This window comes from Mycolicibacterium sp. XJ662, assembly GCF_053484035.1.
This window is the reverse complement of record NZ_JBEFTL010000003.1, coordinates 288,783-304,748: the sequence shown is the minus strand read 5'-3', so window position 1 is coordinate 304,748 and position 15,966 is coordinate 288,783. Positions and strand designations below refer to the sequence as shown.

At 66.9% G+C, this 15,966-nt stretch carries 16 protein-coding genes and 1 pseudogene; 9 read left to right on the top strand and 8 right to left on the bottom strand.

Features of this window, described 5'->3' with window-relative positions; all coding sequences use genetic code 11:
- The first annotated feature begins 65 nt into the window (after window positions 1-65).
- On the top strand, window positions 66-902 hold the full coding sequence (locus ABQE93_RS12350; protein ID WP_448407603.1) for an SDR family NAD(P)-dependent oxidoreductase: 837 nt from the start codon (window positions 66-68) through the stop codon (window positions 900-902).
- 4 nt (window positions 903-906) lie between these two features.
- On the opposite strand, the gene ABQE93_RS12345 is transcribed toward ABQE93_RS12350, so the two are convergent.
- Genes ABQE93_RS12345 through ABQE93_RS12335 form a run of 3 tightly spaced genes read right to left on the bottom strand, consistent with a single transcriptional unit; the run spans window position 907 to window position 2,664 of the window.
- On the bottom strand, window positions 907-1,698 hold the full coding sequence (locus ABQE93_RS12345) for an MBL fold metallo-hydrolase (protein WP_448407604.1): 792 nt from the start codon (window positions 1,696-1,698) through the stop codon (window positions 907-909).
- Window positions 1,695-2,147 carry an ester cyclase gene (locus ABQE93_RS12340; RefSeq protein WP_448407605.1) on the bottom strand — a complete coding sequence of 151 codons (453 nt, stop codon included), beginning with the start codon at window positions 2,145-2,147 and terminating at the stop codon, window positions 1,695-1,697. The genes ABQE93_RS12345 and ABQE93_RS12340 overlap by 4 nt, the downstream gene beginning before the upstream one ends.
- A gap of 28 nt (window positions 2,148-2,175) precedes the next feature.
- Window positions 2,176-2,664 carry a DUF2834 domain-containing protein gene (locus tag ABQE93_RS12335; protein ID WP_448407607.1) on the bottom strand — a complete coding sequence of 163 codons (489 nt, stop codon included), beginning with the start codon at window positions 2,662-2,664 and terminating at the stop codon, window positions 2,176-2,178.
- A 73-nt stretch (window positions 2,665-2,737) separates the two neighbouring features.
- Here ABQE93_RS12335 and ABQE93_RS12330 point away from each other — a divergent pair, with 73 nt between their 5' ends.
- From ABQE93_RS12330 to ABQE93_RS12320, 3 genes are read left to right on the top strand one after another with little or no spacing between them, the layout of a single operon-like run.
- A complete protein-coding gene (locus ABQE93_RS12330; RefSeq protein WP_448407608.1) occupies window positions 2,738-3,352 on the top strand; it encodes a TetR/AcrR family transcriptional regulator in 615 nt (204 codons plus the stop codon).
- Between the two features lie 54 nt (window positions 3,353-3,406).
- A complete protein-coding gene (locus tag ABQE93_RS12325) occupies window positions 3,407-4,969 on the top strand; it encodes a phytoene desaturase family protein (protein WP_448407610.1) in 1,563 nt (520 codons plus the stop codon).
- A 57-nt stretch (window positions 4,970-5,026) separates the two neighbouring features.
- The gene (locus tag ABQE93_RS12320; RefSeq protein WP_448407612.1) at window positions 5,027-6,007 is read left to right on the top strand and encodes an NAD-dependent epimerase/dehydratase family protein; all 981 of its coding nucleotides are present in this window, start codon (window positions 5,027-5,029) and stop codon (window positions 6,005-6,007) included.
- Here ABQE93_RS12320 and ABQE93_RS12315 read toward each other — a convergent pair.
- Together ABQE93_RS12315 and ABQE93_RS12310 are read right to left on the bottom strand one after the other, a co-directional pair.
- Window positions 6,004-6,168: a hypothetical protein gene (locus ABQE93_RS12315; protein ID WP_448438063.1), complete on the bottom strand. Its 165-nt coding sequence runs from the start codon at window positions 6,166-6,168 to the stop codon at window positions 6,004-6,006. The two genes, ABQE93_RS12320 and ABQE93_RS12315, sit on opposite strands and share 4 nt — an antisense overlap.
- A 44-nt stretch (window positions 6,169-6,212) precedes the next feature.
- Window positions 6,213-6,656 carry a nuclear transport factor 2 family protein gene (locus tag ABQE93_RS12310; protein WP_448407613.1) on the bottom strand — a complete coding sequence of 148 codons (444 nt, stop codon included), beginning with the start codon at window positions 6,654-6,656 and terminating at the stop codon, window positions 6,213-6,215.
- Window positions 6,657-6,688: 32 nt separating this feature from the next.
- On the opposite strand from ABQE93_RS12310, the gene ABQE93_RS12305 reads away from it, so the two are divergent.
- Both ABQE93_RS12305 and ABQE93_RS12300 read left to right on the top strand, forming a co-directional pair.
- Window positions 6,689-7,132, top strand: coding sequence for an SRPBCC family protein (locus ABQE93_RS12305; RefSeq protein ID WP_448407615.1), 444 nt, complete (start codon window positions 6,689-6,691; stop codon window positions 7,130-7,132).
- Window positions 7,133-7,237: 105 nt separating this feature from the next.
- Window positions 7,238-9,807, top strand: a pseudogene (locus ABQE93_RS12300) (LuxR C-terminal-related transcriptional regulator).
- A 4-nt stretch (window positions 9,808-9,811) separates the two neighbouring features.
- On the opposite strand, the gene ABQE93_RS12295 reads toward ABQE93_RS12300, so the two are convergent.
- Window positions 9,812-10,096, bottom strand: coding sequence for a hypothetical protein (locus tag ABQE93_RS12295; protein ID WP_448407616.1), 285 nt, complete (start codon window positions 10,094-10,096; stop codon window positions 9,812-9,814).
- Window positions 10,097-10,156: 60 nt separating this feature from the next.
- Here ABQE93_RS12295 and ABQE93_RS12290 point away from each other — a divergent pair, with 60 nt between their 5' ends.
- Both ABQE93_RS12290 and ABQE93_RS12285 read left to right on the top strand, forming a co-directional pair.
- Window positions 10,157-11,236: a CaiB/BaiF CoA transferase family protein gene (locus tag ABQE93_RS12290; protein ID WP_448407617.1), complete on the top strand. Its 1,080-nt coding sequence runs from the start codon at window positions 10,157-10,159 to the stop codon at window positions 11,234-11,236.
- Between the two features lie 58 nt (window positions 11,237-11,294).
- Window positions 11,295-11,774: an SRPBCC family protein gene (locus tag ABQE93_RS12285; protein ID WP_448407618.1), complete on the top strand. Its 480-nt coding sequence runs from the start codon at window positions 11,295-11,297 to the stop codon at window positions 11,772-11,774.
- Between the two features lie 33 nt (window positions 11,775-11,807).
- Here the strand turns inward: ABQE93_RS12285 and ABQE93_RS12280 are convergent, their stop codons facing one another.
- On the bottom strand, window positions 11,808-12,980 hold the full coding sequence (locus ABQE93_RS12280) for a pyridoxal phosphate-dependent aminotransferase (RefSeq protein WP_448407619.1): 1,173 nt from the start codon (window positions 12,978-12,980) through the stop codon (window positions 11,808-11,810).
- Window positions 12,981-12,999: 19 nt separating this feature from the next.
- Window positions 13,000-14,481: an FGGY-family carbohydrate kinase gene (locus tag ABQE93_RS12275; RefSeq protein ID WP_448407620.1), complete on the bottom strand. Its 1,482-nt coding sequence runs from the start codon at window positions 14,479-14,481 to the stop codon at window positions 13,000-13,002.
- Window positions 14,482-14,748: 267 nt separating this feature from the next.
- Between ABQE93_RS12275 and ABQE93_RS12270 the strand changes: the two genes are divergently transcribed.
- Complete coding sequence (locus tag ABQE93_RS12270; protein WP_448407621.1) at window positions 14,749-15,960, top strand: acetyl-CoA C-acetyltransferase; 1,212 nt, start codon at window positions 14,749-14,751, stop codon at window positions 15,958-15,960.
- The last annotated feature ends 6 nt before the right edge of the window (window positions 15,961-15,966 follow it).

Here is a 15,966-nt window from a genome sequence, read left to right as displayed (position 1 = left end):
CCTTGTCAACGTCGGTACTAACACGTACCTTTGCGCTACCTGGGAGACTGCACGCAGGGGGAGATATGGGCAAACGTCGCATCACGATCAACGGTCGTACCGCGGTCATTACCGGCGCGGCCTCGGGCATCGGCCGCGCGTTGGCGCAGCGGTTGTCCGCGCACGGCTGTCCGGTGGCGATCGCTGACGTCGACGAACAAGGCCTGAAGGAGACCGAGGCCTCGTTGAGCGGGACCGCGCTGCTGCGGGTGCTCGACGTGCGTGATGCGGCGGCCCAACGTGACTTCGCCGACCAGGTTCGGCAATGGGCGCCGCAACCGATCGGCGCGGTGTTCAACAACGCCGGTGTGTCGGTGAACTCGACCGTGCTCGATGCGGTGCCCGAGGACGACCAGTGGCTCTGGGACATCAACTTCGGTGGTGTAGTCAACGGCACGCGAGCGTTCCTGCCGATCCTCGTCGAGCAGGACCAAGGCGTGATCGTCAACACGTCCAGCGTGTTCGGTCTCGTCGGTATGCCCGGCCAAAGCGCATACTGCTCAGCGAAATTCGCCGTGCGCGGGTTCACCGAAGCGCTGCGCCAGGAGTTACGCGACACCGGGGTCAGCGCGGTCACCGTGCATCCCGGCGGCGTCGACACCAACATCGTGCGCAACGCCCGCTACCGCAAGGATCCCGAGGGCCGCGGTCGTACCCAGGAGCAGATGGCAGAGGACTTCGCGGCCATCACGATGACCAAGCCCGACGGCGCCGCCGAAGTCATCCACCGCGGGGTCGAGGCGGGTAAGGCGCGCATCCTCGTCGGACCCGACGCGCAGATGTTCGACCTGCTCGGGCGGCTGGCACCGACGCGTTACTACGACGCGCTGAAGTGGATACAGCGTCGACGCAAAGCCTCTTAAGGCATCACGTCGCGCTGGCCCGCGCGTGTTCGAACATCTCCGTGTCGTGTGCGCAAACCAGCACCAGGTCAGGATCGCCGCGCCGGTAGAGTTCGGCCAGCCGAGCGTGGTTGTCGCGCAAGCGCTTACGTTCGTATGCGACCGCCTTCTCGAAGGTGAGCAGCGCGCGCGGGCCGCGACTACTGCCGTCGACGGTGCCGCGGTGAAAGAATGCGTCACCGCAGTGCAACAGCCAGCGGTTGCCGGCATCGACCGCGACACAGGCGTGACCGCGAGTGTGCCCCGGCATCGAGACCAACACGATGCCCGCCGAGATGTCGGTCAGCGGTTTGGCCGCAGCGAAACCACGCCAGGCCTCACCGTCGGGTTCGTGCTCCACGATCGTGGCGCCGTGGCTGCGTTGCACCGGCCGGAAGCGCATCCGCTCACCCAGCGAAGGCCGGTGTATCGCTCCGAGGGCTTCTGCTGCGGTGCAATGGATCAGGGCCTGCGGAAAATCGGCGATCCCGCCGATGTGGTCGATGTCGAGGTGCGTCAATACGATGTGGCGCACGTCCTCGCGCGCAAAGCCCAGCCGCTGAATCTGGCGGATGGCGCTTTGCCCGGGATCGAACACCGGTCTGATGAGATGGCGGATCGGGCCGATGCGGCGGCGCGGATCGTCGCAGTCGGCCAACCCGTATCCGCTGTCGACGAGCACGAGACCGTTGTCGGTCTCCACCAGCAGCACATGGCAGACCAATTCGGGGCAGCCGGGCGGATGCATCGTTCCGCAGTTGAGATGGTGAACCTTCACAGTTGGTCCGTCCCGACCAGCGACAGCAGTTCGGCCCGCCCGATCTGTGAGACCAAGCTCGCCGAGTCGAAGTAGATCCGCTCGTTGACGATGCGGTCACCGTCGAAGAAGAAGATTGCTGCGATCGGCACCCGAAACGCCTTACCGGTCGGCGGCAAACCGTAGAACTCGCCGAGATTGGTTCCCAGCAAGTCAAACTCGACGACCACGGTGTCATCGGCGATGTGGTAGCGCACGTTGTCGTGGCGCTGGTCGGGAAACGCGGTGCGGGTTGTCCGGTAGTAGCCCATCACCTCGTCGTCACCGTCGAAAACCTGCCCGGTGGCCATGATCTCGTAGTGCGGATGTCCGTTGAACGTCGCCAGCGTCCGGTCGAATTCCTTGGTCACCTCGGTGTCCATGTGTTCGCGGATCACCTCGAGGCGGCGCTGCCGCAGGTCCTCGGTCATAGGTCGCACCCTACGGCCGTCGCAGCGCTCAGGCGGGCGAACTGAGCTCCGCAGCGGCCAACTGGTGACGGCGCTGACGTTCCATCGTGGCGAAGTAGAACGCGTAAGCGAAGACGCAACTGGTGAACAGGCTCGAGACGAAGAACAACCACGGATGGCGAATACCACGGCGCCGCCCGTCGATGATCGTGAACAGCGGCAGCAGGATCACGTTGATGATCGTGTAGTCGGCGCTGGCCGAACTGGCCGCCGGGTTCGTGTAGCCGAGCGCGATGAACTCCTGCCAGCTGCCAGGGCCCCAGATCGGGTTCGACCCTGCGGTGGCGTACTCGTTGACGAACTGAATGTTGTGGTACCACAACAGCGGAATCGACGCGAGACCGACTGCCCAGAAGACGATTTCGACGGCGGAGAACCGCGGCCCGTCAGGCGGGCGACCGAAGATCTTGGGGTTGGAGGCGATGGTGAACCACACGACCGCCACACCCAGCACCGCGTGCACAAGGAGCGAAACCATGACGGGGAGTCTCCCACCAAACCGCGGAGTTTTGTCAATATTGACAAAAGTTCATCTGCGGTAGCTTACCCAAATGGTTCGGCCCGCCCAGACCGCGCGCAGTGAGCGCACCCGTGAAGCGCTGCGCAAGGCCGCCCTCGTCCGGTTTCTCGCCCAGGGCGTCGAAGGCACCTCCGCAGAACAGATCGCAGCTGACGCCGGGGTGTCGCTGCGCACCTTCTACCGCCACTTCGCCTCCAAGCACGATCTGCTGTTCGCAGACTATGACGCAGGGCTGCAGTGGTTTCGGGCCGCGCTGGCGGCACGCGCACCCGACGAGCCGCTTATCGAATCCGTGCTCGCGGCGATCATGGCGTCGCCGTACGACGACTGGGCGGTGGTGCGCACCGCGGCCCTGCGGGCCCAAGAACTCGACTCCGACCGCATCGTCCGGCACATGCGTCAGGTCGAGACCGAGTTCGCCGACGCCATCGAGGACCACCTCACCCGGGACGACGCGCCAGCGCCCGGCACCGACCAGCGCCTGCGCATCACCGTCACCGCCCGGTGCATCGCGGCCGCGGTGTTCGGTGCGATGGAGGTCTGGATGCTCGGCTACAGCGGCCGCGAAAACTCGCTGCCCGAACTGGCGCGGTTGTGCCGGGAGGCGCTGGAAACGCTGCGGTCCGGTATCGGCGACGCCATCTGACGAATAAGTTTTGTCAATATTGACAAAACTTTGGGTGCGTGCCAACCTCAGCCCATGACGGACTTCGACGCGATTGTCATCGGCGCCGGTCACAACGGATTGACCGCGGCAACCCTGCTGCAGAAGGCCGGCCGGCGCACGCTATGCCTGGACGCCAAGCTCTACGCCGGGGGGATGGCGTCCACTGTCGAGTTGTTCGACGGGTTCCAGTTCGAGATCGCCGGCTCGGTGCAGATCCCGACGTCGGCGACGGTGAGCCGGGAACTGGGCCTGGACGAACTGTCGACCGTCGACCTGGACGTGATGTCGGTGTCGCTGCGCGGCGTTGGCGACGAGCCGTTCGTCTACTACACCGACCCGATACAGCTGATGACCCACGTCAACGAGGTGCACGGCGCGGAAGCCGTCAACGGGATGGCCGGCTTGATGGCGTGGTGCCAGGCGCCGACGCGGGCGTTGGGCCGCTTCGACGCCGGCCAGCCACCCAAGACGCTGGACGAGATGTATGCCTGCGCCACAAACGAGTTCGAGCGGTCGGCTATCACCGACATGCTGTTCGGCTCGGTCACCGACGTCATCGACCGGTACCTGCCCGACCGCGAGAAGTACGGCGCGTTGCGCGGCATGCTCGCGCTGTTGGCATGCAACACCACCTACCGCGGGCCAGCCACCCCCGGCACCGCCGCGGCGCTCGCGTACGGGTTCGCCGTGCCGGACGAGAACGCGCTGCTGGTCAAGAAAGTGCGCGGCGGCATCGGCGCGCTCACCCAACATCTGTGCGAGGTTTTCACCGCCAACGGCGGCGAGTTGCGGCTGCGCAGCAAGGTCGAGGAGATCACCGTCGTCGACGGGCGGGTGAGCGGCGTGCGCCTCCAGGATGGCTCGACCCTCACCGCACCCGTCGTCGTCTCCGGGATCGCACCGGATTTCACGCTCACCGAACTGATCACCCCCGCTGCGGTGCCCGACGATGTGCGCCAACGGTTCTCCCGCATCGACCACCGCGGCAGCTACCTGCAGATGCACTTCGCGCTCGACGGCATCCCGCAGTTCGCGGCGCCCTACCAACTGCTCAACGACGCGGCGATGCAGTCGAACATCGGCCTCTTCAGCACGCCCGAGGAGTTGCAGCAGCAGTGGGAGGACTGCCGCCGCGGCATCGTGCCGGCCGATCCCGCCATCGCGCTGCAGATCCCGTCGGTCAACGACCCGGGGTTGGCGCCGCCCGGTAAACACGCGGCCTCGGCGTTCTCGCTGTGGTTTCCCATCGAAGAAGCCCAGGGCAGCTACGGCGACATGAAGGTCGAGATGGGCCGGCGCGTCATCGAGAAGATCACCCGGTTGGCGCCGAACTTCGAAAGCCTCATCGCCCGGCACACCACGTTCACACCCAGGCACATGGGCACCATGTTCGGCGCGCCCGGCGGGGACTACTGCCACGGGCTGATCCACCCGGACCAGATCGGCCCCAACCGGCCCGGCCCGAAAGGCTATGTGGACCAACCTATTCCGATCGACGGGCTGTACCTCGGCAGCGCCGGATGCCACGGCGGGCCCGGTATCACGTTCATTCCCGGCTACAACGCGGCGCAGGCGGCGCTGACCGACGCGCTCTGACGCCTAGCTGCCGCGTCGGCCGTTTCGGATGCGTCGCGACGGGGAACGCCTTCCCGCATGGGACTAACCGTGGCCGTCACCGGACCGACCGGGGAGATCGGGCTCTCGGCGGTCGAGGCGCTGGAAGCCCACCCCGACGTCGAGCGGATCATCGGGATGGCGCGGCGCCCGTTCGATCCGGCGGCACACGGCTGGACCAAGGCCCGCTATCAGCAGGGCGACATCCTGGACCGCGACGCCGTCGACGCCCTGGTCGCCGGCGCCGACGTGGTTGTGCACCTGGCGTTCATCATCATGGGCTCGCGCGAGGAAAGCGCCCGCGTCAACCTGCAAGGCACCCGCAACGTTTTCGAGGCGACCGTGGCAGCGCAGCGGCCGCGGCGGTTGGTGTACACCTCGTCGGTCGCCGCCTACGGCTATCACTCCGACAACCCGGTGCCCATCACCGAGGACGTGCCGCCGCGAGGGTCGCCCGAGCACTACTACTCCGAGCAGAAGGCGGCATGTGAAGCCACGTTGGCCGAGACCACCGGGGGTTCGGATCTCGAGGTCTACGTGCTGCGGCCCTGCATCGTCGCGGGCCCGAAGGCCCCAGCACTGGCCGACGCGATGCCGTGGAACCAGTTACCCGGGCCGGTCAGGCGGATCCCGAAGGCCCTGCCGCTGTTGAAGCCCCCGTTTCCGGATCCCGGAACGCCGCTGCAGCTGGTCCACCACGACGACGTCGCGAGCGCAATCGCGCTGGCCGCCACCACGTCTGCGCCACCGGGCGCATACAACATCGCCGGTGACGGCCTGTTGTCCGTGTCGCAGATGGCGTCGGCGTTGGGCGCCCGGCCGGTGCGGGTGCCCCATGTCACGGTGACGGCCGCGTCGGAGGTGGTTGCCCGGCTGCCGTTCGTGCCGTCGGCGTTGGAGTGGCTGCACATCGGCCGGACGTCGGTGGTAATGGACACCGCCAAGGCGAAGTCACAGCTCGGGTGGACGCCGAAACACACTGCCGCCGAGACACTGTCGGCCTTGGCGGACACGCTTTAGCCGTCGTCGGTGTCCTCGGCGGGTCCGCTCGGGGTCGCACCACCTTCGTCGGACCAGTCGGCGCGCTCCTCGGAGCCCAGGCCGGGGTCGCTCAGCACGTCGTCGTCGGCGTCTGGCGGGCCGGCATTGGTTTCGACGGTGTCGGGGTTGTCCTTCTTCATGACACGTGGAGTACCCCTACTCAGCGTCCACGACTCCTTGCGCATCAGCGCGCCATCGTCGAGTTCGGCGCGCTCCAATCGGTGGAGACAAAGCGGTGACGAATCAACCAGTCACCGTCGACGGGTACGAACACGTCCCGGTAGCGGCCGAAATGGTCCAGACCGATCTCGGTGAAGACGGTGAAATAGCAAGCAACCCGCGCCTGTTGCGGTGTGACGTCGGTGAAGCGGATGTTCGCCACGTTGTGCCGCACGATGCGTTTCACGCTCGACGCCTCCGCTGCTGCGTTCGGGACTGCGACGGCACCGCCGAGAAAGTCGACGATCGCGCGACGGCCGCTCACCGGATCTGTGCCCCGCACCTCCAGTTCGCCGTCCTCGCAGAACGCGCCCGCGAGGTCGTCGAGTCGCATCGCATCGCCCGACCAGTTGTACCGCGCCAGCGTGTCTCTGATGCGTTCGCGGGCTGCCAATTCCCAAAGCTCCATGCCGCCAACCGTAACCGGGATAAGGTCTGGACATGGCCACCAAGGATGCCCGCGAGGTCGTGATCGAGGCGAGCCCTGGCGAAATTCTCGACGTCATCGCCGACGTGGAGTCCGCGCCGGATTGGTCGTCGCAACACCAGGGCGCGGAGGTGCTCGACCGCGACGCCGACGGTCGGCCGGGCCGGGTGCGCCTGAAGTTGAAGACCATGGGCATCTCCGACGAACAGGTCGTGCAGTACTCCTGGACCGACAACAGCGCGAGTTGGACGCTGCTCGAATCCAGCCAGCTCAAGACGCAGAGCGCGTCGTACACGCTCACCGCCGACGGCGACAAGACCAAGGTGCGGTTCGAGATCACCGTCGACCCGGCGGTGCCTATCCCTGGTTTCGTGCTCAAGCGCGCGATGAAGGGCGGTCTCGAGGCGGCCACCGACGGTCTGCGCAAGCAGGTGCTCAAAGTCAAGAAGGGCGGCTGAGAACCGCCGATGCCCGAAGTCGAGGAATGCGGCGCGAACCGGTTCGGGCGCTTCTAAGCTCGCGAAGTGGGGTTGTCGTGGCCGCTGACCGGCCGCACCGAGCAGATGAAGGTCATCGAGGCCGCGATCGCGGCCTCGGACGTCTCCGGTGTGCTCATCTGCGGTGCGGAAGGGGTGGGCAAGAGCCGAATCGCTCGTGAGACGCTCCCGGCGCTTGCGTCACGCGGCTACGAGACGCGCTGGACCGCGGGCGCCGCGGCGGCACGGGCAATACCGCTCGGCGCCTTCACGTCGTGGGCGCCGGCCGGGGTCAGCGACACCTTCACGCTCCTGCGCGGGGTCATCGATTCGTTGACCGCCACATCGGACGACGCCACGGTGGTCCTCGGTGTCGACGACGTGCACCTGCTCGACGACCTGTCGACCTTCGTCCTCCACCAGATCGTGGCACGCGACGCAGCCAAGGTGGTGCTCACCGTCCGAGACGGGGAGCCGATTCCCCCTGCGATACAGCAGATATGGGTCAAGGGCAGGTTCGACCGCATCGACCTCGAACCACTGTCCCTGGACGAAACGACGGCCTTGCTATCGGCGACGCTGAGGGGGCGGGTGGATGCCGAGGCCGCGCGGCGGTTGTGGCGGCTGACCCGCGGCAACGTGTTGTATCTGCAGAACATCGTCGAGCAGGAGGTCGCGGGTGGACGCCTGGTCCAGGACGACGCGCGTTGGCGTTGGGTCGGTGATCCCGTCATGCCGCCGGGGTTGGTCGAGTTGGTCGAGTCCCGCATCGGAGACCTGCCGGCGGTGGTCGGCGATGTGGTCGACGTCGTAGCCGTCGGGGAACCGATCGACCTCGCTGCCCTGGCCCGGATCACCGACGCGGCCGCCGTTGAGGAGGCCGAAACCCGCGGCCTTATCACCCTCGAGGCAGCGGGGGACGGCATCGAAGCGCGGGTGGCGCATCCGTTGTACGGCGAGGTGCGTCGCAGGCGCGCACCGCAAAGTCGGCTGCGACGACTTCGTGGCCTGATCGCAACGGAACTCGCGGCCTCGGCCCACCCCGACGACGTCCGAGGGGTCGTCCGCCGAGCGACGCTGAGCATGGAATCCGACCTCGACCCGGACGTAGCCCTGCTCGTCAAGGCGGCCTACGGCGCCGTGTGGCTGGGAGAACTGGCCCTAGCCGACCGGATCGCGCGGGCGGCGGTTACAGCCGGTGCTGGTGCCGAACCCAATTTCGTTCGCGCGCATGCGTTGTCGTGGCTAGGCCGCGGTGAAGAAGCGGAGCACGTGCTCGCAGGCATCGGCGGCGATGAGTTGACCGACCGGGACCGGGCCAAGCTGGCGTTCCTGCGGTGCAGCAACACCTGTGGGTGCTTGGTGAGCCCAAGAGGGCCAAAGCGATCATCGACGAGGCCGCGCGGATCACCACTCCCGATGCCCACGCTTACATCGATGCCTTCCGAACCGTCTACTGGTTCGCGATGGACCACCCCGACAAAGCCCTTGAAGCATCCGAGCAGCTTGCGCTGGAGGATATCCCCGTCGTCGGCACGGAAGTGGCGTGGGTCCTGACGCAGATATCGGCAGATGCCGGCAACGCCGCCGCGGCCGTCGCGCGCGCCGAGGCCGGCTACACCGTCGCCGCCCGATCTCTCGACGCCCCGCACATGAGGTTCAACATCGCCGACGCCGAGGTGAGCGCGTTGCTGCTCGCCGGTCACGTCAACGAGGCGCTCGACGTGGCCGAGCGCGCCCGTCAGCAGGCCGCGGATCTGCCCGGGGCCGCTCAACTGCTCGGTGCCGCCATCGCCGGTCGGGCCGCGCTCGGCGCGGGGGATCTGCAGACCGCCTGTTCGTTACTCGAGTACGCAGCGGAAGGACTGTCGGCGTCGCATCCTCTCGGCTGGGGCTACCGCTACCGCCTACCGTGCGCCACTGCGCTCGCGGTAAACGGGTCGACAACCGAGGCGGCCAATGCGCTGGCCCTGGCCGAGAAAGTGCAACGCCGGTTTCGGTCGTTGGATTTCGAGCGGAGCCTCGCGCGGGCGTGGGTGGCCGCCGGTCAGGGTGCGGTCAGCCAAGCGGTCGCCGACGTGTTGACGGCAGCCGAAAGGTCCTCCGAGAAAGGACAGTTCGCAGCCGAGGTGCTCTGCCTTCAGACAGCCGTACAGTTCGGCGACCGCACCTGCGCGCCGCGGCTCCAACAGCTCAAGGCGATGGTCGATGGCCCGAGAGTGGGCCTGGCGGCACGGTTCGCCGCTGCGTTACGGAACGCCGAAGCGGCTCAACTAGTCGCGCTGTCAGAGGAATTCGAAAGCATGGGGGACCGCGTCGCCGCGGTCGACGCGGCTGCTCACGCCACCTTGGTGTACCGCCGACAGGACAAACGCGGGTCGGCGCTGGGATCTTCGGCGCGAGCGGAAGCCATTGCGGCCCGATGCGGTATCAGCACTCCCGCGCTTCGTCAGGCCGTCGAAGTCTTGCCGCTCACCGACAGAGAAGCCGAGATCGTCATGCTGCTCGGTGAAGGTCTGAGCAACCGGGTGATCGCCGAACGGTTGACGCTGTCCATCCGCACCGTCGAGAGCCACATCTACCGGGCCATGATGAAGACCGGGACGACGAGCCGCGACGAACTGGCCCACATTATGCCCAGGTACGGAACAAGTTAGCGCTTTAGACAATCCGCAGCACTGCGATGCGGGTGGTGTTGGCTCCGGTGAAGCTTTTGGTTGCCAACGTGCTGACCAGGACACGGGTGCCGTCGACGGCGAAGAGCGGAGCGCCCGATGGTTGGCCGGAGACGGTCACTGCACCGCCAACCTGCTTACCGGTGGCGGTATTGATCACCACCATCCGGGTTGAACCGGTGTTGGTCAGTGGGTTCCATTGTTGTGTGGTGATCAGGACGTGGGTCCTGTCGGCGCTCAGGAACTGTGAGCTGACTGGCGCCCCCGCCAAGCGCGTGCCCTCGGAAGCGGGGAAGTGACCACGTTGGCGGGTCCGAGTTACGTTGCTTCGGTGACGAACAGCGGACCCCTGGCCGGGGTGAAGGTCATCGAACTCGGCGGCATCGGGCCAGGCCCGCACGCCGCGATGGTGCTGGCGGATTTGGGCGCCGACGTCGTGCGGGTGCGTCGACCCGGCGGCCTGCAGATGCCGGCGGAGAACGTCGACCTGCTGCACCGCGGCAAGCGCGTCGTCGACCTGGACGTGAAAAAGGACCCGCAGACGCTGCTGGACCTCGCCGCCAAGGCCGACGTGCTCATCGATGCGTTCCGCCCGGGGACCTGCGAGCGCCTGGGCATCGGGCCCGACGACTGTGCCGCCGTCAACCCGCGGCTCATCTTCGCCCGCATCACCGGATGGGGCCAGCACGGACCGCTGGCGCACACCGCAGGCCACGACATCAACTACCTGTCGCAGACCGGGGCGCTGTCGGCCATCGGGTTCCGCGACCGGCCACCCGTCGCGCCGCTGAACCTGGTGGCCGACTTCGGCGGCGGATCGATGCTGGTGCTGCTGGGCATCGTGTCCGCGCTGTATGAACGGGAGCGCTCCGGTAAGGGTCAGGTGATCGACGCCGCCATGGTCGACGGTGTCTCGATCCTGGCGCAGATGGCGTGGACGATGAAGTCGACCGGCACGCTGCGCGACGAGCGCGAGTCCTTCCTGCTCGACGGCGGCGCACCGTTCTACCGCACGTACGAAACCGCCGACGGCAAGTACATGGCCGTCGGGGCGATCGAGCCGCAGTTCTTCGCCCAACTTCTGGACGGCCTGGGCCTCGCGTCCGACGAGGTGCCCAACCAACTGGATCGCGCGGCGTTTCCCGGCATGCACAAGCTCTTCGCCGAGCGGTTTGCGAGCAAGACCCGCGACGAGTGGACCGAGATCTTCGCAGGCACCGATGCGTGCGTCACCCCGGTGCTCACCTGGACCGAAGCCGCGCAGAACGAACATCTGCGTGCTCGGTCAACAATGGTGGCCGCCAACGGCGTCGACCAAGCGGCCCCCGCGCCGCGGTTCTCCCGCACACCGGCGCCGCCGATCGGCACTCCGCCGCAGGCGACCACCTCCATCGACGACATTCGCTGGTGACGTCAATTAGCTGCCAAACCAGGTACACGGGGCTCGTAAGTTAGCTACGCTGTGCCCCATGGCGGTCCGCGCGTCGCGAGAAGTCGTCTTTGAAGCACCCAAAGACGCGATTCTTGATGCGCTCGCCGACATCGAAGCGGTGCCATCGTGGTCGTCGGTGCACAAGCGCACGGAGGTGCTCGACCGGCACCCCGACGGGCGGCCGCACCACGTCAAGGCGACGTTCAAGATCATGGGAATCACCGATAAGGAGTTGCTCGAGTATCACTGGGGCGACGACTGGGTGGTCTGGGATGCCAAGGCCACGTTGCAGCAGCGCGGCCAGCACGGCGAGTACAACCTCACGCCGGTCGGGGAGGATCGGACGCGGGTGCGTTTCGACATGATCATCGATTTGGCCGCGCCTGTTCCGGATTTTCTCCTGCGCCGGGCGAAGAAGATGGTGCTCGATGTCGCCACCGAACACCTGCGCCAGCGAGTCAGCGCCCAAACGGCCAAAAGTGCCCAAAGGGATAAACGGGCGGGAAAGTACGAGTAGATCGCGCCAAACCGTCGATCTCGGCACCACGGCCTATTGCGGTCGCAGCACTTCCAGCCGGCGGATCGCTTCCTCGAGCGTATCGTCGCGTTTGCAGAACGCGAAGCGCACCAAGTGGTTCCACGCGCCGACGTGCTCCGCGCCCGGGTCGCAGAACGCCGACATCGGGATGGCCGCGACGCCGGCTTTATGCGGCAGCTGGGTGCAGAACTCGGTGCTGTCGTGGTAGCCGAGCGGACGCGGATCGGCGCACAGGAAGTAGGTGCCGAAGCTGTCGTGCACCGCGAAGCCGATGTCGGTCAACGCAGCACCCAACCGGTTTCGTTTGGCCTGCAAGGAATCCCGCAGCGCGGCGACCCAGGCCTCCTCGGTGTTGAGCGCGTGCGCCACTGCGGGTTGAAACGGTGCGCCACCGACATAGGACAGGTACTGCTTGGCCGCTCGCACACCAGCGATGAGTTCTGCTGGACCGCAAGCCCATCCGATCTTCCAGCCGGTGACGTTGAACATCTTGGCGGCGCTGGAGATCGTCACGGTGCGGCTGGCCATTCCCGGATAGTTGGCCAGTGGCAGGTGCTCTCGGCCGTCGAACACCAGATGCTCGTAGACCTCGTCGGTGATCACCAACAGGTCGGCGTCGACGGCGAGCTGTGCCAGCGCCCGCAGTTCGTCGTCGCCGGCGACCATGCCCGTCGGGTTGTGCGGCGAATTGACAATCAGCGCCTTGGTTTTCGGGGTGATGGCGCGACGCAGGCCGTCGACGTCGACGCGGAAGGCGCCCCCGTCTTGCACCATCGGCACCGCGCGCCGCTGGCAACCGGCCATCGCGATGACCGGGGAGTAGGAGTCATAGAAAGGTTCGATCAACAACACTTCGGAGCCGGGCTCCACCAGCCCGAGCACCGCGGCGGCGATCGCCTCCGTCGCGCCTACGGTCACGAGTACCTCCGTGTCCGGGTCGTATTCGGTGCCGAAGTGCCGCCGTCGTTGCGCGGCGATCGCCTCACGCAGCGACGGGATACCGAGGCCGGGCGGGTATTGATTGACGCCGTCGGCGATCGCGTTCCGGGCGATCTCGAGCATCCGCGGCGGGCCGTCCTCGTCGGGGAAGCCCTGGCCGAGGTTGACCGCGCCGATGCGTGCGGCCAGCGCCGACATCTCGGCGAAGACGGTCACCGCGTAGGGCTGCAGCCGATGAACTGTCATAGCCATCGAGGGTATGCGGTCACAGCGGGTCCATCGCCGCCAGCCGGTGCACTTGGGTCTTGGTGGCCAGGTACAACTCGCGCCAGGTCCGGTAAAGATCCGCGTAGCGCGCAGCATGCTTCGGGTTCGGCTCGATGCGCCCGGCCATGCGAGTCCAATCCGTATCGGGCGGAACGAGTCCCACGCCGATCGCCGCCAGAAGTGCATCACCGAAGGCGGCGCCGATCGTCTGCTCGGGCGTCAACTGAGTACGGCCGGTGATATCGCTGATCGCCTGCGGCCATACCGGGCTGTCGAGCCCGCCGCCGACGGCGACGAGCCGGGTACTCGGCGAGGCGTCCTCAAAACGCGTGAGCACGTCGCGCACACCGAAGGCGATGCCCTCGTAGGCCGCCCGTAACAGGTGGCCGCGCCCGTGCCGCAGGGTCAGGCCGGCCAACACGCCGCGGGCGTGCGGATCGAAGATCGGGGTCCGCTCGCCGCTGAAATACGGCAGCATCAGCAGACCCTCGCAGCCGGGCGGTACCGCCAAAGCTTCTGCGGTCAGTTCCTCGAGCGACGCGCCGCCGGTCACGGATTGCAACCAGGTGATCAGGCTGCCTGCGGTGGCGGTGCCGGCAGCCAACGCGTAGCTGTCGCGTTCCACGGCGGCCGTCGTCCACAGAGTCCGGTCCCAGTGGAAGTCCGCGACGATCTGCACCATGAACATCGTCGACCCGTACATCAGCATCAAATCGCCTGGCTTGCGGACACCGACGGAGAACGCCTCCGCGTAGGCGTCGACGGTGCCGGCCACGACCGGCGTTCCGGCGGGGATCCCCGACATCGCGGCAGCCGTTGCGGTGACCGAACCGACCACCTCGGCCGGCCAGGCGAGGCGGGGCAGCGGGAGATGTCGGCAAATCTGTTGCGCCCATTGGTGATTCCACTCAAACGTCGGCGTCGCATAAAGCGGATCGCATTGGCTGGCGGTGTGGTGGTCCATGGTGTATTCGCCGGTGAGCTTGGCGACGATGTAGGAGTTCGAGCTGAACCACATCGTCGCGTCGGCGAACACGTCGGGTTCGTGATTGCGGACCCACTGCAGCTTCGGTCCGACGGCCTGGCTGGTCAGCAGGCTGCCGCCGCGTTCGAGAATTTGTTGTTCGCCGAACTGTGCGGTGAGCGAGTCGATCTCAGCGACCGCCCGACTGTCGATGCCGTAGAGAATCGCGGGCCGCACAGGGCGTAGGTCGTCGTCGCACAGCACGAGGCAGGGCCCGAGCCCGCTGACGCAGACTCCAGCCAGTGCACCGTGTTCGGGCATGCGATCGAGCAGCGCCCGGCTGATGGCACACACTTCGTGCCACCACACCGCTTCCGCGTCGAACTCCGCCCACCCCGGTCGCGGCAACTCCATCGAATGTGAAAGCGATTCGACGGCCAGGACGGTGCCCGCCGTGTCGGTGAGGACGCCTTTCGTGCTTCCAGTGCCGATGTCGATACCGAGAAGGACGTCCACCGCGTCACGGTAGCTGCCGGTGGGTCGTCTGAGCGGCCATTCGACGCGCGCGAAGCCTGGCTCGACGCGCGCGAACCTTGGCGCCGAGACCGACGTAATGGCGCGGTCTACTCGCACTTTCCCGCCCGTTTGTCCGGTTGGGCGCCCCAGGAGGCCCAACCAAGGCGCCCAACCAACAGGTTGGCCGAAACTGTTAGGCTGCGGGTAGCACGGCTACCGTCCATAAGACAGGCAATCCGTAGGCCAACCTGAACAGGAACTATCTCCATGTCTGAAGAAGCCTTCATCTACGAGGCCATCCGCACACCCCGCGGCAAGAACAAGAACGGCGCGCTCAACGAGGTCAAGCCGATCGACCTGGTCACGGGTCTGATCGACGAGATGCGGCGGCGCTACCCCGACCTGGACGAATCGCTGATCAGCGACGTCATCCTCGGCGTCGTCTCCCCGGTCGGCGACCAGGGCGGCGACATCGCCCGCACCGCGGTGCTGGCCGCCGGCATGCCGGAGACCACCGGCGGCGTGCAGCTCAACCGCTTCTGCGCCTCCGGGCTGGAAGCGGTCAACATGGCGGCGCAGAAGGTGCGCTCCGGCTGGGACGACCTGGTGCTCGCCGGCGGCGTGGAGTCGATGAGCCGCGTCCCGATGGGCTCCGACGGCGGCGCCTGGGCCACCGATCCCGACACCAACTACGCCGTCGGGTTCGTGCCGCAGGGCATCGGCGCCGACCTGATCGCCACCATCGAGGGTTTCTCCCGCGAGGACGTCGACCGGTTCGCGCTGCGCAGCCAGGAAAAGGCGGCGGCGGCGTGGTCGGGCGGCTACTTCGCCAAGTCGGTGGTGCCGGTCAAGGACCGCAACGGTCTGGTCATCCTCGACCACGACGAGCACATGCGCCCCGACACCACGATGGAAGGGCTCGCCAAGCTCAAGACCGCGTTCGACGGTATCGGTGCGATGGGCGGCTTCGACGACGTGGCGCTGCAGAAGTACCACTTCGTCGAGAAGATCAACCACGTGCACACCGGCGGTAACAGCTCGGGCATCGTCGACGGTGCCGCGCTGGTGCTCATCGGCAGCGAAAAGGCCGGACAGTCACAGGGTCTCACCCCGCGCGCCCGCGTCGTGGCCACCGCCACCAGCGGCGCCGACCCGGTCATCATGCTGACGGGTCCGACGCCGGCGACCCAGAAGGTGCTCGACCGCGCCGGTCTGACCGTCGACGACATCGACCTGTTCGAGCTCAACGAGGCGTTCGCATCGGTGGTGCTCAAGTTCCAGAAGGACCTGGGCATCCCCGACGAGAAGCTCAACGTCAACGGTGGCGCCATCGCGATGGGCCACCCGCTGGGCGCCACCGGCGCCATGATCACCGGAACCATGGTCGACGAGCTCGAGCGCCGCGGTGCGCGTCGCGCGCTGGTCACGCTGTGCGTGGGCGGCGGCATGGGCGTGGCCACCATCATCGAGCGAGTTTAAGGAAAA